This is a genomic window from Maritimibacter alexandrii (genome assembly GCF_005871115.1).
Taxonomy (GTDB): Bacteria; Pseudomonadota; Alphaproteobacteria; order Rhodobacterales; family Rhodobacteraceae; genus Maritimibacter; species Maritimibacter alkaliphilus.
Genome location: NZ_SWKQ01000009.1, coordinates 12,575 through 34,279, shown reverse-complemented (window position 1 = coordinate 34,279; position 21,705 = coordinate 12,575). Strand labels below are relative to the sequence as shown.

The window sequence follows — 21,705 nt, the reverse complement described above, 5'->3', positions numbered from 1 at the left end:
ATGGACCCGCAAGCAGCACGAGACGTTATCGCGAAGGCCTGGCATGCGATCGACGTGGCCGACTGGGACACGCTGCGCGCGCTCGGGCACAAGGACTCCGCGATCCGGTCCGGCGCGACCGAGTGGCACTATGGCCCCGATGGCATCGCGGCGCTGTTCGCCCATTACCGCGAGAACTACGACCTCGACATGCGCGACTATCGCACCATCGTCATGGGCGACAAGGCGGCGGTCGAGACGCGCCTGAAACTGACCTATCGCACGACCAAGGCGGGCTTTCCCGAAGCGCGGGGCCAAAGCACGATCGTGCCGGTCGGTTCGTTCATCACGTTTCGCGACGGGCTGTTCTTTCGCACCCAGATGATCCTGTCGATCGACGACTGGATGCGGGTGTTCACGGCCGATCCCGACCCGGATTTCGCAGGGCAGGAGGGCGCGGGATGACCGAAGACGACATCCTCGCCATCGACGACATCATGTTCACCGCGGTCAACTACCGCGACTGGGAGAACGTGCTGAGATATATCGGCCACGACACGCTGATCCAGATCGGCCCGTTGGGGGAGCTGCGCGGCAAGACCGGGGCCGATGCGGTCATCGCCTATTTCGACAAGCACTACGACTACAGGTTCCTGAGCTGGCAGCACGTCGTCGAAGGCAACGAAAGCTCGACGCTCGCCGTGGCGCGGCTGACCTATCTCGAAACCATCCACGGGCTTCCCGAAGCCACCGGGCAGGTGGCCGAGGTTCCGGTCGCCGTGTTCGGGACATGGGACAACGGGAAACTGACCCGGCTCCGCTTCATCATCTCCTTCGTCGATTTCATGAGCGCGGTCTGATGCCCCTGCGGTTCGCGCCGCTGACCGGGCCGGATCTGATCGCGCGGCTCGACGATGTGGCACGGCTCAGGATCGAGGTGTTTCGGGAGTGGCCTTACCTCTACGACGGCGATCTGGAGTATGAACGGGGCTACCTCGCAGCCTATCGGGACAGCGCCGAGGCGATTGTCGTCGGGGCCTTCGACGGCGACCTGCTGGTCGGTGCCGCGACGGGGTCGCCCCTGTCGGACCATGCCGAGGAATTCGCGGACGCGTTCCAAGGTCACGACATCGACATCGACGAGGTGTTCTATTGCGCCGAGTCGGTCCTGCGCCCGGCGTATCGGGGGCGGGGGGCCGGGCACGCGTTCTTCGACCTGCGCGAAGCACATGCACGCGCCTTGGGGGCGCGTTACTGTGCCTTCTGCGCGGTGGTGCGACCGGACGATCACCCGGCCCGCCCGGCGGCGTACCGACCGCTCGACGGTTTCTGGCGAAGGCGGGGATACGACAAGCTGGAAGGTGCCTTCGCCCGATTTTCGTGGCGTGATGTTGGAAAAGGAGAAGTGGATGAGAAGCCGCTTCAGGTCTGGCTCCGTGAACTCTGAGCCGGGACAGGCGAGGGCGGGGGCATGGTGAGGGTGGCCGCCGCGACCTATCCCGCAGGCGCGCCAGAAAGCTGGTCCGCGTGGGAGGATGCGGTCGAAGGCTGGGTCGCCGACGCCCAAGCCGATCTGCTCGTCTTTCCCGAATACGGCGCGATGGAGCTTGCCCATCTGACGCGGGCCGAAGGACTTTCGGACCAGATGGCGGCGGTGGCGGATGCGCTGCCGCGGGCATGGGATCATTGGGCCCACCTTGCCGCGACATACGGTGCCCACATCCTCGCCCCGTCCGGTCCGGTGCGTGAGCCGCAGGGCTACGTCAACTGCGCGATGTTTTTCACTCCGAACGGCGAACGGCAGGCGCATGACAAGCAGGTCATGACGCCGTGGGAACGCGACCCGATGGACATGCGGCCGGGGGCCGCGCCGGTGTTGATGGAGACGTCTCTGGGCCGGATCGGTGTCCAGATCTGTTATGACGCCGAATTTCCCTTTGCCACTCGCGCCATGGCCGAAGCCGGGCTCGATCTGCTTCTGGTGCCGTCGCAAACCGAAACACCGGCCGGGTTCCACCGGGTGCGGATCGGCGCGCAGGCCCGTGCGCTCGAGGCGCAGTGTTTCGCCGTGCAATCGCCCACCCAAGGCGTGTCGCACTGGTCCGTCGTTCTTGACGAAAACGCAGGTACCGCAGGGGTTTACGCGCCGCCAGACCTTGGCTTTCCCGATGATGGCGTGGTCGCACGGGGCGTGATGAACCAGCCCGGCTGGACCCGCGCGACGCTCGATCTTGCGCATCTGAGGCGTATCCGCGAAGGTGGCGGGGTTCAGGGCCGCGCACATTGGCCGGAACAGTTCGGCGGCGACAGCGTTGCCCTACCGCGCATATCCGTTGTGGATATGCGCTGAATCGCTCTTGATAATTTGGGCGTTTGGGACCATTTAAGGGCACCCGCGACATGGCGGGTGACCAAATACGGAGTGAACATGGCCAAGGAAGAACTGCTCGAATTTCCCGGTGTCGTGAAGGAGCTCCTGCCGAATGCGACGTTTCGGGTCGAGCTGGAGAACGGCCATGAAATCATCGCGCATACGGCAGGCAAGATGCGCAAGAACCGCATCCGCGTCCTCGCAGGCGACAAGGTTCAGGTCGAGATGACCCCCTATGATCTGACGAAGGGTCGGATCAATTACCGCTTCAAGTAAGCCCCGCCTCATCCTCGGGTCCGGATCGCCACGGCGTGCTGAACTGATCGGCACGCTGGGCATCAAAGCGGACGAGGTGAGGCCCCCCTACATCGACGAAACGCCCTTGAAGGGCGAGGAACCGCGCGCCTACTGCCGCCGCGTCACGCGGGCAAAGGCCGAGGCGATGGTCGTGGCCAAGGGCGAGATCGCGCTTTGCGCCGACACCACCGTCGCGCTGGGCCGCCGCATCATGGGCAAGCCGGAAGATGCGGGGGAGGCGGCGCAATTCCTGCACCTTTTGTCCGGGCGTCGTCATACCGTCATCACCTGCGTCGCGGTGCGCACGCCCGCGCGCGTGCTGGAGCGCGAGGTGGTCACGGTCGTCAAGATGAAGCGGCTATCGAACGAAGAGGTGAACGCCTACCTCGCGTCGGGCGACTGGCAGGGCAAGGCGGGTGCCTATGCCATCCAAGGCCCGGCCGGCGCTTTCGTGCCGTGGATTCAGGGCAGTTATACGGGTGTCATGGGCCTCCCGGTCGCTGAAACCGCCGCGCTTCTCAATGCCGCGGGCTATCCCGTCTATGGAGGCTGGGCATGAAGGGATCGGTGATCGCGCTGGACGAGATCGGCGGGCGCAGGGCCGCCGCGCATGTGGTCGATGGCGTGCTCGAAGATTTCCTGATCGACCCAGCCGAAGACACCGGCCCCGCGCCGGGTGCGATCTATCGTGGCATCTGCGAACGGCCCATGAAGGGGCAGGGGGGCATGTTCCTCGACCTCGGCGGCGCGCGCGGGTTCCTGCGGCAGGCCAAGGGCTTGGCGCCCGGCACGCCGCTGCTCGTGCAGGTCTCCGGCTGGGCCGAGGCGGGCAAGGCGCCCCCGGTCGCCACCAAGGTTCTGTTCAAGTCACGCTATGCCATCGTCACGCCGGATGCGCCCGGACTCAACCTGTCGCGGCAAGTGCGGGACGAGGATGAGCGCGTTCGTCTTCTCGACATCGCCGACGCGGTGATGGAGGGCTCGCCCCATGGCCTGATCGTGCGCTCCAGCGCCGAAGGCGCCGATGACGGCGCGGTGGCCGAGGACATCGCGGAAATGCGCACGTTGGCCGAGGCGGTTCTTGGCGATGCGCAGGGCAAACAACCCGAACTGCTGGTCGACGGCCCCGACGCGCATCTGACGGCCTGGCGCGACTGGCCGGAGCCCGACGTTTTCGCCGAGGCGCCCGGCGCGTTCGAAGAACACGGAATCCACGATCTGCTCGACCGGGCGCTCGCCGCCCGTCAGCCCCTGTCCGGCGGCGCCTATGCGTTCATCGAACCGACCCGCGCCCTTGTCGCCGTGGACGTAAACACGGGCGGCGACACGTCGCTTGCCGCCGGGCTAAAGGCCAATATCGCGCTCGCCCGCGACCTGCCGCGCCTGTTGCGGGTGCGCGGTCTTGGCGGCCAGATCACCCTCGACCTCGCCCCGATGCCGAAAAAGGATCGCGCGGCCTTTGAACAGGTTCTGCGCGCGGCCTTTAAACGTGACGGGACCGAGACGGTTCTGGCCGGGTGGACGCCGCTTGGGCACTTCGAGCTGCAACGCAAACGGGATCGCCTGCCGGTCACGATCTGAGGATCGGGCGTCGGGCACCTTGCGATGGGCGCCCGCGTTCTGCATGTTGGGCGCCGACCTCGACCCAACCCCGTGGAGACCTGATGTCCTGCCCGATCTGCGCAAAAAACACCGACCCAGCCTACCGCCCGTTCTGTTCCAAACGCTGCGCCGATGTCGATCTGGGGAAGTGGCTGAACGGATCGTACCGCATCCCTTCCGAAGACCCCGAGGATCTGGAGGAACTCGTGGACGAGATCGAAAGGGAAATCTCGGACCGCCCGGATCGCCCGCATTGAGCGCGGGCGGATGCGTGCGGAAGCTTGCGGGGTGACACAGGCGGCGGTCGTGTGGTGGCCCACGATTGGCTCGGACGTCAGGGTGCTTGACCCTGCGTGGTGCGAAGACGCCAAACGCGGCGAGGAAACCGTGCGAAGAGCGCCCGACCGACGCCGGCAGCACATGCAGGATGCCCTGCGCAAAAACCCCGAAAATTTTGCCCCAAACCCTCTGGACACGCCGCCGGACCGCGACTAGAACACGCCGACCTGAACGCAAGACGTTCACCCGTGCCCGGGTAGCTCAGGGGTAGAGCAGTGGATTGAAAATCCTCGTGTCGGCAGTTCGATTCTGTCCCCGGGCACCACTTCACGATCATTTGCGATTATGGCGAACACCGCCGGTCACTCGCCCATTTCTTTTAAACGCCTCTTTCGGCGTTTTAATCTGACTTGCCGATCGCCTTCTGACCATTATCTTGAGGCAGCCGGATAATTAAAAGCAGGTGAGATCAAGTTATTGAGGAAAGTCTGAACAACGTTTTGGATAAGGTCGCGTAAGCGGAGTGAGCGAGTAGAGCGACGCTTTGGCCGGCTGATCGTGGTTTTCGCCGTTCTTTTCTTTCGGTTCCCTGGCGTCTCGACCTGCTTCGGACAGACTCGTTCTCAGGCCATCAGACGTCTTCGCACCTGGAAGAGGTTGCCGAGCGCGAACAGCGTGAACAACTGGGCGCGGTTCTTGGCGAGCCCGCGATAGCGGGTCCGGGTGTAGCCGAACTGGCGTTTGATGACGCGGAACGGATGCTTGACCTTGGCCCTAACCTTGGCGATCAGCCGATTGATCTGCTCGTCGACGGGATGCAACCGGCCACCCGCGGGCGCCTTGCGCATCACGCCCCAGAACTTGCCGGGTCCCTCGAAGGCGGCCCGCCGTGCAGTATTGACGTAGCCCTTATCGGCCCAAACGGTATCCTCATCGCCGTGTAGTAATTCGTCCCACACTTGGCTGTCATGCAGCTTGGCAGTCGAGGTTTCCAGGCTGTGGGTGATGCCGCTGTCGGCATCGGCGCCAACATGTGCCTTCATGCCAAAACACCAGTCGTTTCCCTTCTTCGTGCTCGTCATCTCCGGGTCACGCTTGCCGGCCTGGTTCGTGGTAGAGGATGGCGCGTCGATGATCGGCGCATCCACCAAGGTGCTGGAGCGCAGCGTGATGCCTTTGCCGGCAAGGTGGCCATTGACCTCGGCGAAGATGGCCTCGGTCAGCCCATGCTGATCGAGCAGCATGGCGGAAGTTCAGGATGGTGGTCTCATCGGAGATGCGATCATCGCACAGTTCGATCCCGGTTAACCGGCGCATCGCGTCGCTATCATAAAGCGTCTCCTCCGCCATTGGATTGCGCAACGCATACCAATTCTGGAGGAAATAGACCCGCAGCATCGTTTCCAGCGGCATCGGCGGGCGCCCGCCCTTCGGCCCAGCCTTCGGATAATGCGGTTCGATCAGCGCCAACAATCGGCTCCAAGGAACCACCGCTTCCATCTCTGCCAGGAACTGCTCGCGACGCGTCACCTTCTTCTTCATCGCATCGCGCAGACCGGGAAAAGCGAGTTGCTTTGGCATCGGCAGCGCTCCTAATCGCGTTGCCGACACCCTATCACATCAGGCCGAAACGGGCAGGTTTTTCAGACGTTCCTTGAGAAGCGGGACAATCGCATAATACTCCTTTTGAAGACGGAGGAGCCCGGGTCAAGATCCAAGGCCATGGCGCGCCAATAGGGTATGAACGAGCCAGCGAATTGAAAAATCTCTCGTCCAGCCTTCGATCTGTTGTTCGCGCCCCTATGTGTGGCAAGAAAGAACCTTGATCTTAGTGCGACGTTGCCGCGTGTAATCCCGGGATTTCCCTTTGGGTCGCCATCGGACGGCATCGAGGCCCGAACCATTTCTCTATGTCCTTTTCGCATTCCACCTTCTTCAGGTCTGGGAATGAACGCAGGAGTTGGTCATGGCACTTTGGTTCGAGCATCCGCATTGCTTGTATGACCGGATAAAAGCTTTCGCTGGGAACTCCATTAGAAAATATTACTTCATGCTTAGATAGCATGATGTGGAAATAAACAGCTTTTCGTTTTCCGTGTGCAACTCTTACGCCTCGAACGTGCTTGGAAACGTGACCGGCGCTGGCTAGAAAATCCTGGTGAATCAACAATGCGTGGTGTCGTGATACGAAGAGTTTTCTCGTCGCACCAAACACACCTTCACTTATCAAGACAGGACGAAGTTCATCTTGTGCGGCCATTTCTTCCTTTGATACCTCCCTCGACCCGATCCAGGCAATTGGCTGCATCCCGTTGTCGAGTGTTGAAACTAAATCACCTACCCGTAGTCTCTCGACTGGTGTTTCACCTTTCGGCGTGGAAATCATCGTGCCTTTCAAAAAGCATATGATGCCAGTGTTGTCATAAGAGAAACTGTTTCTATCGGTGTTTTCCATCCTCAGACTAGAGGTGCCGAAAGATTTGTTGTCGCTATAATCGGTAGCGCGCCCCTCATCATCAAAGGCGTTGGACTGGTTAAGTAATCCATCGTCGGCGATGTCTCCCCGAAGTTCACCGAGGCTGTCATAGTGCTTTGAAAGGTCTATGAAATCGTTGTTCTCCCTGATTCCATCTCCAATAGTCCCAGAATTTCCGTTCCCAAAATCTGTGATCCTGTCAATTCCCTCGGATACTTCAAATACATCGTTTCCGAGCCCCCCGGTAAGAACGTCGTTGCCTTCTCCTCCTGTTAGTCTATCGTTTCCCGCACCTCCATAAATTATGTCATCTCCGCGACCACCATCGAGATGGTCGTTTCCACTGAAACCATTAATCGTATCGTGACCGACTGAACCAATTATCTTGTCTGTGTTTTCCGTCCCGATGATTTCATCTACGCCGATGAGTGTGACGTCGGTGAAATCAAAGTCCGCACGGTCGTCTCGTGTTCCCAATTGTTCACCACGAGCGTTCCGTCCGTCAATGATTTCGAAACCGCTCGATGCGGAGAAGTCACCTTGCACGCGGTATGTGACTGTCCCTCCGTCAAGTATAATTCTGTCCGTTTCTGTGGCATTTGTCCCTGAATCAATCAAGGTGTTGCTACGTGCGTCATCCTCGTGATGGAGATATACGTAGTCACTGCCTTGCCCTCCATCCACTTGATCTGCCCCAGGGCCGGTGTGAATGTGGTCGTCACCAGCTCCACCCAGAATTGTATCGTCGCCTGTCCCACCGTAGATTACGTCTGAACCATCTCCTCCCAGAAGGTAATCGTCACCGGACCCACCATGGATCAGATCACTGCCTGTTCCTCCGTCGATCTTGTCGTCACCAGCCCCTGAATCAATCGTGTCGGCTCCCGAGCCGGTATTGATGCTATCAGACCCAGATCCGGTAGTGATAGAATCGCTTCCTGCTCCACCTGAGACAGTTTCGGCGGTTGTGCGTGTCGAGGAATACTGATCATCCCCTGCAATCAGTTCGTATGGGATGCGATCTGCATTTGCATCATCGTGAGAGACGACCGTCAGCTCGGTATCTGGGGGAGGAGGCGGACTGGCAAACGCGTAGTAGTCCCTGTCTGTGCCTTCGAGCTCAATCTCGTAAAGAGTGTATTTGTTTCCAGATGCGTCTTCGACCACGTTAATCGCGTCGACGTAAATATTGCCCTCAAACTCGAGCTGACCATCTTTGAATATCTTTCCTATCTGCGTATGGTCGTCGGCAGTGGAGGGCGAGATTGTATCCCCTTCTAGGTTTGCATCGTCGTCAACAACCTGAAAAGCCCGCGTTACATCGCCATCAGGCACGCGTATTTGGTCGCCTGCATTGATTGCGGTTTTGGTGGTAAGATCGCTTTCGATGTATCCCGAAAAAAGGTGGATCGTCATTTTGGCCTCCCTTTCTCTAATAGAAAACACAGAAACAGTGTCTTTTTTATGTATTGATTGGTGCGATATTGGGGCCAATCACCCTCTTCGCTGACGTAGTCCGTCTCGGAACCGCGGCAAAGGTGGGTCAAAATGGCTATGTTTCGGACCTCGGCCTGGTGGTCGACGGTGCGCTATTGGGATCCGCGAACGGAATCATCGAGCATTTCCGGCAAGTGATTGCGGTTCGAAATGGCGTGTCTCCGAGCATCGATGGCGAGGCTGCGCTTCAGCCGATCGCTTGTTGTTATCAGATAACCCCTCGCGAGTAGTGGTCGAGCACTATCGCGAGGTAGAGCCAGCCCTGCGCCGTCCAGATGTTGATGATGTTGGCGCCCCATTTCCGGTCCGGCTGGTCGGTCTCAAAGCTCTAGGAGAACAGGGTGGGTGCGACGGACCAAGCGTGTTCGCTGTCCGTGGTCCGCTTGAACAGACGCTTTTGTCGCGCCACGAGGCCATTCTCCCGTATCAACGGGGCCGCGCAGAGCCAACCAATCCCATGGCTGTCGCCCACGAGATCGCGGTGCATCAGCGGGTTTTCGTAGGTGCCGTTCGAAAAAGCGGAGGCCGTAAGGATATGCCCAAGGTAGTCCATAACCTGCCACCAACGCTGGCAGGCCGGTCGGCCGCGTCCGACGAAGTAGCCGCTCTAGCTATTTCCCAGAGCACGGCACATTCGAAGAATCTGGAAGCTCGCCTTCTCCGCTTCGATGAAGGCTCAGATCATCGACTTGGGTCTTTCGCGAAGAAGGCGCTCGTCCATTGTCCTCGGACCAATGGCGGATAATAAGCTCGCCTATTTTTTTGGGATGTCGCGCTCATGTTTCAGGACCTCGTCCTCCCGACGCGGTCGCTTTAGTTCGTTCCACAGTTCGGGCTGTTCCTCAAAAGCCATTTCGGCATCACGATCCTGGCTCAACCACCGCGTCAACGTTGAAAGACCAACCCCGGGATTCTCTACAATTTCACGACTAATGCGCCCGTTCGTCATCGCCAGTCGCCCCTCTTCACGCCGAAATGCCGGCGCCGGTAGTTTCCCTTTCGATATAGAACACCTCCTGATTTCTCGGTTGGTGCTCTCCAAATTTCCAAGGCGAATCCAGTCTATAGTAGAAACCACACCGTGCCTTGGACACTCGTGCAACGAGTCAAAGGCCAATCGTGCAGCTACTTGCAATAGGGACCGCTCGGGTCACGCTAACCAAAGTCCATTCTGTCGCACTCAATGCGTGTCACGCCTGTCACATCCCACTAGTGCCATCGCCGCGAAGCTTGTAACGACCAGTGCAACATCAAGAAACGAAAGGTCGAAGCTGCTCGACAAGAGCAGAGATATGCCAGCGATGGACGCGATCATCGCGACAGACAAACCCGCGTCTGAAAGAATTGCTCTTGAAATATAACTTTCGGTCCACCTCCGCTCCGTGGCCGGGATATTGAAGGACTGGTGCGCATCTTCTATGTCCTCCTTCCAGGCCGGGTCTTCAAGTGCAAGGAGCACGTCGTCAGACGCATCTGTCCGTCGCATTTCTTTCGCAGGAGTAGAGGCGGCTCCTGCCGAAAATACTTTATCCTTGGTCATTCAGTTGCCTCGCAATTGTGAACGATGTGTTGCTTGATAACCTAGCAGCACCAACTGGATTTATCTTGCCCTCCATGAGGAATCATTGGGGCAAGAATTGTCAAGGCGACTGGACTAAGGCAATCGCGCCATTTTTTGTCGCCAGAAGAATGCGGTGCAATAGGATACTGAACGTAAAGCAAGGGCACCTGTGAAACTTATTATGTGCCGATTTTAGGGGATTGTAGAGTGCAGGTTGCCGATTTTTGGGAGTGGCGGCCATTGTTTCCAAGGACTCCAAACTTGACTTACCGAAATGTGTCAGTGCGACGGCGTGAATGGCGCCGTTTACCGTGGACGCCTTCTGTGCTGGTTTTGAGGCAAGGCGGCCTTGATGAGCGGCAAGTTCAGCGATGATTTCAAGCGGAACGCAATTGCGCAGATCACCGAGCGGGGTTGTAAGATTACTGCAAGCTATATGTTGAACTTCTGGAGCAAGGTGAAAGCATCAGCCTGAACCTTGTTGCCCGGCTGACCGGCCTGGCCGGCGTCAACGCGAAGATCGGCTACAAACGTAGAGCAAGAAAGAGTGGCAGGATGTTTTCGGGGGTTGCCGACAACGCGCTCGATGGTAGTTCGAGTTGGCAACGCCAGATTCTGCCTGGGTTTTGCGTTTTCCTGAGCGGTGGGTCGTGCCACAAAGCAAGGAGTGGGGAGAAAACTTTTGCCATCGCAAATGCCGGTATGATTTGGCCTAAGATGCTTGAACCGCTTGGGGTGCGAAGTCCACCTTGGGTCACTCCCTGCAGAAGACTCCGTCACCCACTGTTAAGGGGAGAAAGGCTGGCGCTCCTCCGCTAAATTGGGTTCGCCTTGGCGTCGCTAGCAGCGGAGCGCAGGCGTTCGCGTGCTTCGCGCGGGTAGCAAGCGAGGGGTGCGAACAGGTTCAATTCGGTGCTTTGCTTGTCGGAGTCAGGTAACCGAGGAACGATGACGGAGGTCTTGCGGACAATGGCACTGAACCTAACGCCATCAATCATCAATCATCAATCATCGATCATCAATCGGCCATCCAAGGATCCGACGTCAGCCGGGGATTTCTATCGGAAGCCCCCTTTAAGGCGTAACCTCGCCTTCTAGGACTTCGTGTAATCACAACAAAGCAGACCGCTCCGATCGGCGCGGGTCTAGCCTTTCCCGATTCCCGGCAGGGCGCGAGAGAGGGGGTGTCCAGTGCTCAGATGCCCCTCAGAGCCCCGGAGCGGGCGGCCAGGGGTGCTTTGATGTGATTTCCGGATGGGGGGCCAATACCAAGAGAAGGGGGTTCAAGGGCGGATCGGTGAGATTTGAGGGCGAAGCATCGGGACGGGTCCGATGCAGCATCGGCCGCCAGTAGACGCAAGCGCTCCATGCATAGTATCGTTTTACGCAGGAGATTGATTGATGCGAAAAATCCTGCTCGTCGTCTTGACCTGTTCTTGGTCCCAGTCCGCGATTTCACAGGCCGACGCCAACCCGGACGCTGGCAAGTTGATGCGGCTTGTATGCTACGGAGTGAGCAAGCCAGGCGCAAAGGAGACACGCAAACCTGATCTGGTCATCGTGATTACCCAATTGTCCTCTGACAAGGTTGACGCCTCATACCTGGTTCCGGGCAACGCGAATTTTTCAGAGAAATACCCTGCCGAACAGCATTTTGAATTGAAAGAGTTCAGGGATCCAGCGGAAAACAATTACTCCACAGATCCAACTGAATTGTCTGAACATCTACTCAACACCGAGGCTGCCGCAACGCTGAAGGTCTTTGGTGGAAGAACAAGGAACGACTTTGTTTGGGACTTGAATGGAGAGGATAACCCCGGGGGCGCTCTGTTCTGGTATCCAAATAATATGACTGGCAGCAGCTATAGGACGCGCGGCGATATTCCTTTTCATTCGAGCATTATTTGCTTCGACCCTTTCGGGGTGGAAAGTGTATCAGATTGAACGCTCTAGCACGGCAAAAACGAAACTCGGACGGGGTTTTCGTCGAAGGGTGCCGCAGTGCTTGAACTCGGCGATTGGAACCTCCCGACCCCCTATGCCTAGACCATCAAGCATCCGTTGTGGTATCCTTTCGAGCGATACGAGTATCGTGCACAATGTTCTCACGTTCGTCCGGGCTGTCACGCTTGCCCGACATTCGGTCTCGAAGCCTGAGTTGGCCCTGACGCCGGAAATCTGATGTCGGTGCTCCGCGCAACATAGGTTTGAAACGGGCTTGGGGCGCGCGAAGCTCGTGCTCTATTGCGGTCGTTCGGAAGCTACCTGCTGATTATTTGGGTGAATCGTGTTTCGAGGTGGAAAATGAACACTATTCAGAGGTTCTCCTGCGTCGGAAATCCCTTCATTCATTCCTTTGATGTGGCCGGCCGCTCCTATGGTCCGGGGAGTAACCTGAAAGCCGCAAAGTTCCTTTCAAATCAGGGGGAGATTTTTCTTGGAGAGCGCCGCCTGAGAAAATTCTTCGATAATCGCGAGGCCAATAAGAAAATTAACAGATGGGATCCGAGCTCTATGAGGAAATATAAAGATAAATAAATTATTCGGAATTTACGTGCCGCCTTCAATGGCTGCATCCGTTTCTTGCGACCTGTGGCGCGGTTCGTTGAAGGAGGATGCCGATGGTAAGAATCTCCAAGAGAGGAAATACATCCCATGTCGTTTCGCTTCTTTCCCGGTGTTTTGCGCCGGTTTATTGCCCCGATGGGCGCCCTGCTCATAGCTTTTTCGACCCAACTGGCAGCTGCCGAGCCGTCATGTGACCACAGCACCTTAATGACAACGAAGACCTACACCGTCACCGAATACATGCGGGCAAGGTTCATTGATACAAGTTCGGAGCTAGCATTCCAGAATGACATTCGAGGTGTAGTGTCATACTCTCCGATCAAGGAAGCGAATGGTTTTGCCTCAAATTCGTGCCAAGACGAAGAATTTTTTGCGTCTTTGCTCCAGGCAATGTCCGACGCATTGGTGGCGCTGCCCATCCCAGATGACTATTATTACTCTCGGGCGCACCTAGGTGGAGTGAACGAGCATATCGCTAATCCCGCCCTGGAAATGCATATGTTGGGTTATCCGGAACCTTTGCAGTCCCTTCTGGCCAAATTGAGAGAGATGCGGGATGCAGGAGATCCGCGTGCGGCCTCGGCCCTCGCGCACTTGGGTATTCTGCCGCCGGGTGGCCTTTACAGATCACTGGCGTATTTTGCGGAAAGTGCAGCGAATAATTTATCAAGCGCGCGATTGGATGGCGTCGTTCCAGCATTGCAGGATCATGCGAAATATTCCGAAGAGCGTGGTTATTTCGGCATGAGTCAGGTCAAGGTAACTGATCCGGAGCTCTTGGCTCTTCAGAATGAGATTGCCGCAAGTAGCAACAGAAATCGTGATTTGGCTGTCGCAGGAGGATCTGTTGGCGCATCGATTTTGCATCTCCAAGAAGATGGCCTTGGCGCTGGAGTCTTGCTTAGTTCGATCTGCCCATCTCCGGACACCCAATTCAATTACGCACAGGTGAGGGAACGCTTCGGGCAATTCAAAGATCCAAAGCTGGTTGTTGCGAAAATGGTGACCTTCGTCTCCGACTTCGCGGAAGCCGAGGGGCGCGAACACAACGGCTTGACCGCGCAGGACGTCGCCTTGGTCGCGGCTCAGTTGGCATCCGACTGTGCCTTTGGACCGTTCGCCGCACGCGACAGCTACGGTATCAATGACATGGATTTGGCAAGGCAAGCCGTTCGGGCGGGCCTACTGGTTTCGAAGAAGGCCGCATTCGTTAAGCGACCGTTGGCATTGGCGGCGTCCCTCGGCATCGAGACGGGTCCGGAGTTCGACTTAAAACATATGGCGGCCGCCCGTTTCTTGCTGCTCGGGAACCCGTATTGGACCGAAGTTTCAGGCGAGCGAGACTACGATGCAGTTGTTAAGAGACTGTCCCGAGAAACCATCTCAGAAGCCCAAAAGCTCCTTTCTGACGACGGCCTCTACGACTCGGGTATCGATGGTGTTGCGGGGCGCGGCTTTAAAGAAGGGATGCGCAAACTCGGAGGCGGCAGCTGCCTTCAGGCGCCCGACAATTACCCGAACATTTGCAAGCCAAATGACGTGAGTGGCATCCTCGCCACGGATTGGGGAAAGGCATATTTCGATTCGCTGGCAATGAGATGATCCAATGACAGGTCAAAGGACAAGATCACGCGCCCATTCTGAAGTTGGGTCTTCAGGCTTGGCCCTGAACTCGCGTGGGTGCGCTCCGCTTGCTGTCCGCTCGGAGGAAGTGACCTTTGTGCGATGAGCTCCATCAATCCAAGCATAAGAGTTCCTTCGGGCTAATGCTCCAAGGGACCGCCGACACCGCCTGGCTTCCAACATTCTGGCTTGGTCAACTGATGCTGCCATGCAGTCCCATATGTTAGGCATCAGGGAAAGAGCAGTTAAATGTGGGCTGGCTGAACGCAAATATCTTCATCTATGCAGGGCACTAGGACCTTGATAGACTTTCCGGGAACGTTTGGCAGGCTTTGTCCAAAAGCGCAGGCGCGGCATAGTTCTGGGCGCCAAGATCTCATAAGGAGGGGGTGACATGAAAATATGGGTTGGTATTTTCACTCTGTTAGGTGTGGTTATTGCCGGCGCATCTGTCGAAGCAAAGGATGTCGCGCGGATCGTGTGCTATCAAAAGGATGAAGGCACGAGCACGAGCGTATTCATTGCCACGCAACATCCAGAAGATCCGAGCGAGCCTGAATTGGTGGCTGCAGTCTTGAATGCCAGCGTCAGCCCGGAACAATATCGCCCAGTTAAATTCGGCGGAAGCTCAGCATACGAAGATTTCCATCCTCGCTTTGAAATCATGGTATTTCCAGATATTGCCCCAAGCAGAATTGACCCGTCGCAGATCGAGGATGTGGTTGGCTTTTCCAATGATGTTCTGAGTGGCAAGATCAGAAACTTTTCACCCAGGAAACCATACAGCGCCGAAGCACGGGCAACGCTTGCGGTGACGCTACGAAAGGAGAACTCAACAAGGATGTTTTGGGATGACGCGCTGCATCGTGTTCTTGGCTATGAGACGCCAGCATTGGTCCCCAATGCCAAGAAGGAGCAGTATCTTTCCTCCCGGAAGTCTGCTGGTTTGAAGTCGCCGGATGAGAACGGCATGGTGCCGGACGCCGGGTCTTTCAGGGCAACGAAAGACGGAGTTTTTGTTCGCGGTGTGCATGTGGGGACCTACTTGGACTGTTACCCGGCCTTCATATTGGATGTCCCGGACACGTGACGGTGTCACGGCTCGCCAGAGAGCCCATCCGGTCATCGCGGATTTCAATGATATTCTCTCTTGGGTGTCCGAGAAGCGGCATGCCGACCTGAGGCTTGAGTGATGTGTTGAAGTGTCGGCAAGAAATCCACCATACAAATAGCATTGTAATCTACTCAAGCGATCGTTGGTCGGCCATCCAAGAACCCGTCGCCAGGCGGTGATTTCTATCGGGATCACCATCTAAACTGTTTGCCAGCCTACTAAGACTTCGTGCAACCGAAATGGTCATTGAAAGCGACGTGGCATTGAAGGGCAGGCTCGGGTCTAACCTTTCCCGATCATCGGCGCCATCCAATGCAGGGGCATGTGGCGCTATTGATGCCTTTCAGAGTCCCGGAGCGGGCCGCCAGAGGGCCTTGGATCGTTCCTGGCGTTCCTAGCCAAGATCGTGTAGCGGCGTTCTACGGGCCGCTCCAAGGAAATTTCGAGTTTTCGTTTGCAAAGGTTAATAGCGGTCTTAGCGAAGACGACCGCCCCTGGAAGGATGTGCGAAACGCCGACAATGGCGCTGAGGTCCGTTTTCGGCGGTTGGATGGTAATTCTACTCGCCAGATATACGGCCCCGATTAACGCATACCCTGCGGCAGTGCCCACTGAAGGTCCAGGGCAAGTGGCTGCCCTCGCCGCAAGCGACCAGCGCGAGTGTCGGACCAAGTCAGGTCACCCTGCCACCCCGGCGCCGTGTGGAACCACTCGAACAGCCGCACCTCTCCATGACCAAGAACCGGGACCACCAAATGCTCGAACTTCCTGACGCTTCCTCTGACGTGAATATGAACCTCTCTCATTGATCCGCGCGATGGCAATTCATTTGCGATCGTCGCTCCATTTGGCGCATTTCGTCCTAGCGTCCACCGCTCAAGACACGCCAAAATTGACTGCCACGGAACACGGGGTATTCCAGTTCCCAAGTATTTGCCCCCTGTCTGTTGCAAGGGAGGCCCACGAGGACTGCGCAAGCTTTCGCGGCATGGCAGGCTGGTCTGGGTCTGGCTGGCTACGGGCTAGCGCTTGAACGACCGACGTGCTTGCGAGCCCTTCCATATGATGTGAATAGAAGCCATCGGTCTTTCCTAGTTTGATTCATTCGGTGCGTTCGATAACTCTATCGACTTGCCCGGTATCGCCCCGGAGGAGCCTCGCCGATGCGCATGCGCGACACATTCATCAAGCCGATGCATCCCGAGGGTCGGCGGTTCGTGGCGATCTTCGCGGTCGTTACGGTGGGTCTGTTCCTGATCTCGGGGTTTCTTGGCTGGATCGGCGTCGGGCTGACCGTCTGGTGCTATTACTTCTTCCGCGACCCGGAGCGGGTCACGCCGCTGCGGCCGGGGGTCGTGGTCAGTCCGGCCGACGGCATCGTCTCGCTGATCGAACCGGCCGTCCCGCCCGCCGAGCTTGGTATGCCGGACGTTGCGCTAACGCGTGTGAGCGTGTTCATGAGCGTGTTCAACTGTCACGTGAACCGGGTGCCGGTGACGGGTGAGATCGCTGCCATCGCCTACCGCCCCGGTAAGTTCTTCAACGCCTCGCTCGACAAGGCCAGCGTGGACAACGAGCGCAGCAGCCTGCGCATCCGTATGACGGACGGGCGGGATCTTGCCGTCGTTCAGATCGCCGGACTGGTGGCGCGGCGCATCGTCTGTTTCGTGAAGGAGGGCGATAGCCTAGCCACCGGCGAACGGTTTGGCCTGATCCGTTTCGGGTCGAGGCTGGACGTATACCTGCCAGAAGGAATCGAGCCGATCGTTGCGCTGGGACAGACGATGATCGCAGGCGAATCCGTGATCGCAGAGCTGACGCAACCAAATGAAGGGTAGGGGACAGCACATGCCTGACACCCCGAACAAAGCGCCGACCGAGTTCGCGCTTATCCAGCTTCTTCCAAACATGCTGACCATCGTCGCGATTTGTGCGGGCCTGTCGGCGATCCGGGAGGGGTTTCGGGGCGACTACGCGACGGCGGTGCTTCTTATCCTTGCCGCCGCCGTGCTCGACGGCCTCGACGGTCGTATCGCGCGGCTCTTGGGCAGCGACAGCGCGATTGGGGCCGAGTTGGATTCCCTTGCGGATTTCCTGAACTTCGGTGTCGCCCCTGCACTGGTTCTTTACTTCTGGATCTTGCAGGACCTGCCAAGCGTCACATGGCTTGCCGTGCTCGCCTATGCGGTCTGCTGCGTGATGCGCCTTGCGCGGTTCAATGTCAGCGACAAAGTCAAGGAGCCGACTGCCGACCGCGCGTATTTTGTCGGTGTGCCGGCCCCGGCCGGCGCATTCCTTGTCATGCTGCCGATGTTCGTATCCTTCGCGTTCGCGGACGTCCCTCTGGTGCCCGGCTACGTGATCGCGGTCTACATGACCGGGATCGGACTCCTGATGATCAGCCGCATCCCAACCTGGTCCTTCAAGAAGACCAAGGTGTCGCGCCACAATGTGAAGTTCTTTCTCGTGGGGTTCGCCGTGCTCTCGGCTGCGCTGTTGATCGAGCCGTGGGTTTCGTTGGTCGTGATTTGCCTTGCCTACATCGGCATGGTCATCTGGGCCTTGCTGGATCGCAGGACACGCTGAAACACACCGGGAGCGGGGCATTGGACATCAAGGCCGTCAAGACATCCTACGCCCGTTGGGCGCCGGTCTATGATCGGACATTCGGAGCCATCACCAACACTGGGCGGCGCCGGGCGGTGGCGTTCGTGAACGGCCTTTCGGGACGGGTCCTTGAGGTCGGCGTCGGCACGGGACTTGCATTGCCGCACTATCGTCCCGACCTCGAAGTGACCGGCATCGATTTCAGTGACGAGATGCTGGCCAAGGCCCGTGCGAAGGTGCGGGACATGGGCCTGAACCACGTGGTGGACCTGCGCCAGATGGACGCCCGGACGCTGGATTTTCCCGATGCAAGTTTCGATACGGTGGTCGCGATGCACGTGCTTTCGGTGGTGCCGGACCCCGAGAAGGTCATGTCCGAGATCGCGCGTGTGTGTAAACCCGGTGGGCGCGTCGTTATCACCAACCACTTCAAACGCGACGATGGCCTGTTGGCGGTGGTCGAACGAGTTGCCGCGCCGCTGTCCAATGTTCTCGGCTGGCACTCGGATTTTGAGATCGAGACTGTTTTGCAGGAGGATGATCTGGCGGTCGAGGAGAAGCGGCCGTTGCCGCCCATGGGTATGATGACCTTCCTCGTTCTCCGCAAGTCCGCCTGACCGAACAACTCGCGCGGTTCAGCCGCTTAGTGCGGCTTCGCTGGCTGCCAGCGCCGGGTTCGTGGGCGGTGGACATGGCAAGCTCGGAGCCTTCGTGGACTGTGGGGCCACTCAGCCACAACGTATGCGTTCAGTCGGAGGCCCTCTTTTTCGTGCCGCGAGCCGAAAAAGCGAGGGCTTGCAGGTTCGTCTGCAAACGTGCGAGCGCACTCGACAATACGGCGGCCTCGTATGACGTGTCCGACTCGATTGGATAGGCAGAGTCACCTTTTGCTATGGCATCAGCCGTTTCGATCAGGTCGACAAGTGGGCGTAGGAAATGACTCGCAAAGATGTATGCAACAACGCCGATGATTAAGAAGGCACCAATTCCGATGGACGTGAGGGAGTTCCATGCGATTCCCAGAATGCTTTCCGACGGTGTTGCTGGGAGGCGGACGACCATGCTCCAGCCGAACTCTGGGAGATCACCAGTTACCAGACTTGGAAGGATTGCAGCTACATACTGTGTATTGTTGGCACCTCCGGTTCTGGTGCGCGCTGATCCAAGATCTGCGAGACTGGATATTTTTTCTGGCAATTGGGGCAGTTCAAACCTGTTACTTTCAACCAGCTCATCACCCGCGCGATCAAACAGTGTCAAGTCGACGTCCAACGCTTCGGAGCTCTCAAAAAGGTAATCCGCAACCCAATCGAAACGCATCGAATAGACCGCCACACCAGTTGGTGTGCCATCTTGATTGACGATGGGACGAGACATGTTGAAGAGCCTGCCTTCAGGGTTATCTGTAATACCCATTTTCGGTGAGTAAACATTCCCAATTCTGGTTCCGTGCAGACCGCTTAGAAACCACTGCCTGCCAGAAACATCTTCCCCCTCTCTTTCACCATCAGTTCCAGCCAGAACAACTCCGTCCAGTCCGACAATCCCAGCCCAATAGATGCCTTCGGACGCACGTTCCGCCGCGTCTGCGATCTGACGGGCTGACGATATGTCTTTCATGTTAACAAGCTCACCGAAACTCCCCAGGCTTTGCCATTCACGAGAGAGCAAAGCGGAAACAGACAACTGGAGGGACTTTGCTGCGTGTTCTGCTGCTCTTTCCTGTGTCTGTAGCTCAAGTCGCACCAATTTGGATTTCGTCGGCAACGCCAAGATCACGACAATAAGAAAGAAAGCGACACCAGCGCTTGCTAGCAAAGCGTTGAAAATCCGTGGGTGAGCTCCGAGTGACTGGCGCATCCTTCCTCCATGGCGACGTTGCCCTAGGTGTACTTTTGCTCAACACTTGGGCAATAGTTTGGCGGAGTTGAGGAAACCAAGATCCTTAGCTCGCATCAGCAATGGGGGCAATAAACCGCGTCACGCACGTTCTAGAATTGCACAGTTGAATGAACTAGATAGTATATTTTTGCATTGGGACAACGTCGAGAGGGTATGGAAAACCATGCCCTAGATCAAATTGGTGAGTTGGTTCCATAATATTTCACGCCCGAAAACCGCATTTTTCAACTTTAGGACGATAGGGCGCCTCATTTCGGCCTTGATTGCTTCGTTTCCTGTCTACGAAACATGAACGAAAGGGCCAATGTCATGAGATTGTTGGCAGTTGATGACGATCCAATCATTCTCGAGCTGCTGGATGAGATCATTCGGGCGACCAGTGATCATGAGCTTTTGACAGCTTCAAGCGCAGAAGAAGCCATTGAGGTTCTCGGTCAACACTCGGGATCATTGGTTGACTGTTTCCTGCTGGACATCGAGATGCCGGGAATGAATGGGATCGAGCTATGCCAAGCGTTGCGGGCCACGGAAGAGTTCCGCACCACTCCCGTTGTTATGCTCACTGGCCGTGGCGAAAAGGAATACATTGATTGCGCGTTTGCTGCGGGCGCGAATGACTACCTTACGAAACCGTTCGAAGTATCAGAGATCAATCGTCGGCTGGAAGCCACGCGACTAAGGGCAGACCAGCTTACAGCGTTATCCACGTCCGAACTACTGGCAGAGGTGCCGTCGGAAATCGGCCTTTTTGAGCCAATCAAGATATTCGATGTCGACAATGTTGTCGATTATTTCTCTCTTGAGAACTACTTACCTTCGCTGCCTCGGCAATCGCTTTTTGGAGCGGTTTGCTTGGGTATCCAAGTCCGGCGTGTTCAAGAAATACACGAAATGGTGTCTGGCTACAATTTTTTGGGGCTGATCGAGGATGTCGCGGAAACGATTTCGGATGCACTCCGCGACTACGAATGCCTGATAGCCTATGCCGGAAATGGGACTTTTGTTGTGGTCTTCGACTCCAAGGGCATGCCTAAGACGAGTGCTTTGACTGATCAAATGAATTTAATGCTGCAGAAGAAGGGCACTGATGCAATCTTCGCGGCCGGGCGGAAGATACGCTTGATTTGCGGGGACTTTGTGAGGGTGATGAGCAACAATAGCGAGCGGGTTCAAGACAGTTTGATCCGAGCGCAGTCCAGTGCAGACAAAGCGGCGACAGAACGGGAGCATAACCTCGACAAGTTCTGGTTTATGGGGCAGGTGGCGCAATGAGGACGCTCGACGTTGACGCGGTGCTGCACAAGGTCCGGGAGAACTTTTTGCGCCTCCTGACTGAGCGTACTTTGGTCGTTGAAGCGGTTCTTGCGAAACGTTCGCTGGAACCGCGTGATTTAGAGCAGGTTCTATTCGTGGTGCACAAGGTCGCAGGAACTGCTAGCACGCTTGGATTCAGCCACCTCGGTGAAGCGGCACGCGCATGTGAAGAAAGCCTACGAGGTGATCAAGCGAGCGATGGCGTCCTGTCGCCGCGAAGCAAGCAATTGCTGGCGGGTTTTGTCTGCCATTCGTATCAGATGTTAGAAATGTCAGAGTGATCTCTACGCGTTCATCTCGCCGAGCGAGACACTGCTGGTTTTCCTTACTTGCATCAATGATTCTAAGTGGCGCGATCCGCACTTGACAGAACCACCCCATCCGTTCGTATACATCTGGTGGAGAATTAACAGAAAGGTCCAAAGTGCGAGGGCTGGGTGTAGGTTTCTCCGCGCATTTGCGGGCAACGGAGGGAAGTGCCCTTCAGTCGTTCGAGAAGTAGCGGGAAACGGAAG

At 57.2% G+C, this 21,705-nt stretch carries 21 protein-coding genes and 1 tRNA gene; 18 read left to right on the top strand and 4 right to left on the bottom strand.

Translation table 11 applies throughout. The features are described 5' to 3' along the window. The 9 genes from FCT00_RS00945 to FCT00_RS00905 all read left to right on the top strand — a co-directional run bounded on the left by FCT00_RS00945 (position 1) and on the right by FCT00_RS00905 (position 4,853). Positions 1-444: a nuclear transport factor 2 family protein gene (locus FCT00_RS00945; protein ID WP_008334904.1), complete on the top strand. Its 444-nt coding sequence runs from the start codon at positions 1-3 to the stop codon at positions 442-444. Continuing rightward, the gene (locus FCT00_RS00940) at positions 441-839 is read left to right on the top strand and encodes a nuclear transport factor 2 family protein (RefSeq protein WP_008334905.1); all 399 of its coding nucleotides are present in this window, start codon (positions 441-443) and stop codon (positions 837-839) included. Before FCT00_RS00945 ends, FCT00_RS00940 begins: the two co-directional genes overlap by 4 nt. Beyond that, positions 839-1,426 carry a GNAT family N-acetyltransferase gene (locus tag FCT00_RS00935; RefSeq protein ID WP_138421490.1) on the top strand — a complete coding sequence of 196 codons (588 nt, stop codon included), beginning with the start codon at positions 839-841 and terminating at the stop codon, positions 1,424-1,426. Before FCT00_RS00940 ends, FCT00_RS00935 begins: the two co-directional genes overlap by 1 nt. Before the next feature lie 24 nt (positions 1,427-1,450). After that, positions 1,451-2,329 (top strand): carbon-nitrogen hydrolase family protein, encoded by an 879-nt coding sequence (locus tag FCT00_RS00930; RefSeq protein ID WP_235888910.1) that lies wholly within the window; start codon positions 1,451-1,453, stop codon positions 2,327-2,329. Between the two features lie 78 nt (positions 2,330-2,407). Continuing rightward, entirely contained in the window at positions 2,408-2,626 is a 219-nt protein-coding gene (gene infA / locus FCT00_RS00925) for a translation initiation factor IF-1 (protein WP_007205486.1), read from the top strand. Further along, positions 2,610-3,206 (top strand): Maf family protein, encoded by a 597-nt coding sequence (locus FCT00_RS00920; protein WP_138421489.1) that lies wholly within the window; start codon positions 2,610-2,612, stop codon positions 3,204-3,206. The genes infA and FCT00_RS00920 overlap by 17 nt, the downstream gene beginning before the upstream one ends. Then, positions 3,203-4,228 (top strand): ribonuclease E/G, encoded by a 1,026-nt coding sequence (locus tag FCT00_RS00915; RefSeq protein ID WP_138421488.1) that lies wholly within the window; start codon positions 3,203-3,205, stop codon positions 4,226-4,228. The genes FCT00_RS00920 and FCT00_RS00915 overlap by 4 nt, the downstream gene beginning before the upstream one ends. Positions 4,229-4,311: 83 nt before the next feature. After that, positions 4,312-4,506, top strand: coding sequence for a DNA gyrase inhibitor YacG (locus FCT00_RS00910; RefSeq protein ID WP_138421487.1), 195 nt, complete (start codon positions 4,312-4,314; stop codon positions 4,504-4,506). A 272-nt stretch (positions 4,507-4,778) separates the two neighbouring features. Continuing rightward, positions 4,779-4,853, top strand: a tRNA-Phe gene (locus FCT00_RS00905). A gap of 298 nt (positions 4,854-5,151) precedes the next feature. On the opposite strand, the gene FCT00_RS00900 is transcribed toward FCT00_RS00905, so the two are convergent. The 3 genes from FCT00_RS00900 to FCT00_RS00890 all read right to left on the bottom strand — a co-directional run bounded on the left by FCT00_RS00900 (position 5,152) and on the right by FCT00_RS00890 (position 10,041). Continuing rightward, positions 5,152-6,109 (bottom strand): IS5 family transposase gene (locus FCT00_RS00900; protein WP_235888909.1). Its coding sequence is split into 2 segments (ribosomal slippage): positions 5,152-5,769 and positions 5,771-6,109, totalling 957 coding nucleotides; the frame shifts between segments, so codons are not numbered across the junction. A 247-nt stretch (positions 6,110-6,356) separates the two neighbouring features. Further along, on the bottom strand, positions 6,357-8,420 hold the full coding sequence (locus tag FCT00_RS00895) for a Hint domain-containing protein (RefSeq protein ID WP_138421486.1): 2,064 nt from the start codon (positions 8,418-8,420) through the stop codon (positions 6,357-6,359). A gap of 1,261 nt (positions 8,421-9,681) precedes the next feature. Continuing rightward, positions 9,682-10,041, bottom strand: a complete 360-nt coding sequence (locus FCT00_RS00890) for a hypothetical protein (RefSeq protein WP_138421485.1) — start codon at positions 10,039-10,041, stop codon at positions 9,682-9,684. Between the two features lie 373 nt (positions 10,042-10,414). On the opposite strand from FCT00_RS00890, the gene FCT00_RS21725 reads away from it, so the two are divergent. The 7 genes from FCT00_RS21725 to FCT00_RS00860 all read left to right on the top strand — a co-directional run bounded on the left by FCT00_RS21725 (position 10,415) and on the right by FCT00_RS00860 (position 18,591). Beyond that, positions 10,415-10,537, top strand: coding sequence for a hypothetical protein (locus FCT00_RS21725; protein WP_268920894.1), 123 nt, complete (start codon positions 10,415-10,417; stop codon positions 10,535-10,537). Positions 10,538-11,463: 926 nt separating this feature from the next. Continuing rightward, a complete protein-coding gene (locus FCT00_RS00885; RefSeq protein WP_138421484.1) occupies positions 11,464-12,006 on the top strand; it encodes a hypothetical protein in 543 nt (180 codons plus the stop codon). A gap of 711 nt (positions 12,007-12,717) precedes the next feature. Further along, positions 12,718-14,232: a hypothetical protein gene (locus FCT00_RS00880; protein ID WP_138421483.1), complete on the top strand. Its 1,515-nt coding sequence runs from the start codon at positions 12,718-12,720 to the stop codon at positions 14,230-14,232. A gap of 415 nt (positions 14,233-14,647) precedes the next feature. After that, positions 14,648-15,343, top strand: a complete 696-nt coding sequence (locus FCT00_RS00875; protein WP_138421482.1) for a hypothetical protein — start codon at positions 14,648-14,650, stop codon at positions 15,341-15,343. 1,187 nt (positions 15,344-16,530) lie between these two features. Beyond that, entirely contained in the window at positions 16,531-17,205 is a 675-nt protein-coding gene (locus FCT00_RS00870) for a phosphatidylserine decarboxylase (protein ID WP_138421481.1), read from the top strand. Between the two features lie 10 nt (positions 17,206-17,215). Then, complete coding sequence (gene pssA / locus FCT00_RS00865) at positions 17,216-17,953, top strand: CDP-diacylglycerol--serine O-phosphatidyltransferase (protein ID WP_138421480.1); 738 nt, start codon at positions 17,216-17,218, stop codon at positions 17,951-17,953. Between the two features lie 20 nt (positions 17,954-17,973). Further along, the gene (locus FCT00_RS00860) at positions 17,974-18,591 is read left to right on the top strand and encodes a class I SAM-dependent methyltransferase (RefSeq protein WP_138421479.1); all 618 of its coding nucleotides are present in this window, start codon (positions 17,974-17,976) and stop codon (positions 18,589-18,591) included. 130 nt (positions 18,592-18,721) lie between these two features. Here the strand turns inward: FCT00_RS00860 and FCT00_RS00855 are convergent, their stop codons facing one another. Then, positions 18,722-19,834 (bottom strand): HAMP domain-containing protein, encoded by a 1,113-nt coding sequence (locus FCT00_RS00855; RefSeq protein WP_138421478.1) that lies wholly within the window; start codon positions 19,832-19,834, stop codon positions 18,722-18,724. A 330-nt stretch (positions 19,835-20,164) separates the two neighbouring features. Here FCT00_RS00855 and FCT00_RS00850 point away from each other — a divergent pair, with 330 nt between their 5' ends. Together FCT00_RS00850 and FCT00_RS00845 are read left to right on the top strand one after the other, a co-directional pair. After that, on the top strand, positions 20,165-21,148 hold the full coding sequence (locus FCT00_RS00850) for a response regulator (RefSeq protein ID WP_138421477.1): 984 nt from the start codon (positions 20,165-20,167) through the stop codon (positions 21,146-21,148). After that, the gene (locus FCT00_RS00845; RefSeq protein WP_138421476.1) at positions 21,145-21,471 is read left to right on the top strand and encodes an Hpt domain-containing protein; all 327 of its coding nucleotides are present in this window, start codon (positions 21,145-21,147) and stop codon (positions 21,469-21,471) included. The genes FCT00_RS00850 and FCT00_RS00845 overlap by 4 nt, the downstream gene beginning before the upstream one ends. Positions 21,472-21,705 lie beyond the last annotated feature (234 nt).

Bases quoted from the DNA above. Each gene is read 5' to 3' on its own strand.
- FCT00_RS00945 (WP_008334904.1), top strand. From the start codon at position 1: ATGGACCCGCAAGCAGCACGAGACGTTATCGCGAAGGCCTGGCATGCG.
- FCT00_RS00940 (WP_008334905.1), top strand. From the start codon at position 441: ATGACCGAAGACGACATCCTCGCCATCGACGACATCATGTTCACCGCG.
- FCT00_RS00935 (WP_138421490.1), top strand. From the start codon at position 839: ATGCCCCTGCGGTTCGCGCCGCTGACCGGGCCGGATCTGATCGCGCGG.
- FCT00_RS00930 (WP_235888910.1), top strand. From the start codon at position 1,451: ATGGTGAGGGTGGCCGCCGCGACCTATCCCGCAGGCGCGCCAGAAAGC.
- infA (WP_007205486.1), top strand. From the start codon at position 2,408: ATGGCCAAGGAAGAACTGCTCGAATTTCCCGGTGTCGTGAAGGAGCTC.
- FCT00_RS00915 (WP_138421488.1), top strand. From the start codon at position 3,203: ATGAAGGGATCGGTGATCGCGCTGGACGAGATCGGCGGGCGCAGGGCC.
- FCT00_RS00910 (WP_138421487.1), top strand. From the start codon at position 4,312: ATGTCCTGCCCGATCTGCGCAAAAAACACCGACCCAGCCTACCGCCCG.
- FCT00_RS00895 (WP_138421486.1), bottom strand. From the start codon at position 8,420: ATGACGATCCACCTTTTTTCGGGATACATCGAAAGCGATCTTACCACC.
- FCT00_RS00890 (WP_138421485.1), bottom strand. From the start codon at position 10,041: ATGACCAAGGATAAAGTATTTTCGGCAGGAGCCGCCTCTACTCCTGCG.
- FCT00_RS21725 (WP_268920894.1), top strand. From the start codon at position 10,415: ATGAGCGGCAAGTTCAGCGATGATTTCAAGCGGAACGCAATTGCGCAG.
- FCT00_RS00885 (WP_138421484.1), top strand. From the start codon at position 11,464: ATGCGAAAAATCCTGCTCGTCGTCTTGACCTGTTCTTGGTCCCAGTCC.
- FCT00_RS00880 (WP_138421483.1), top strand. From the start codon at position 12,718: ATGTCGTTTCGCTTCTTTCCCGGTGTTTTGCGCCGGTTTATTGCCCCG.
- FCT00_RS00875 (WP_138421482.1), top strand. From the start codon at position 14,648: ATGAAAATATGGGTTGGTATTTTCACTCTGTTAGGTGTGGTTATTGCC.
- FCT00_RS00870 (WP_138421481.1), top strand. From the start codon at position 16,531: ATGCGCATGCGCGACACATTCATCAAGCCGATGCATCCCGAGGGTCGG.
- pssA (WP_138421480.1), top strand. From the start codon at position 17,216: ATGCCTGACACCCCGAACAAAGCGCCGACCGAGTTCGCGCTTATCCAG.
- FCT00_RS00855 (WP_138421478.1), bottom strand. From the start codon at position 19,834: ATGCGCCAGTCACTCGGAGCTCACCCACGGATTTTCAACGCTTTGCTA.
- FCT00_RS00850 (WP_138421477.1), top strand. From the start codon at position 20,165: ATGAACGAAAGGGCCAATGTCATGAGATTGTTGGCAGTTGATGACGAT.
- FCT00_RS00845 (WP_138421476.1), top strand. From the start codon at position 21,145: ATGAGGACGCTCGACGTTGACGCGGTGCTGCACAAGGTCCGGGAGAAC.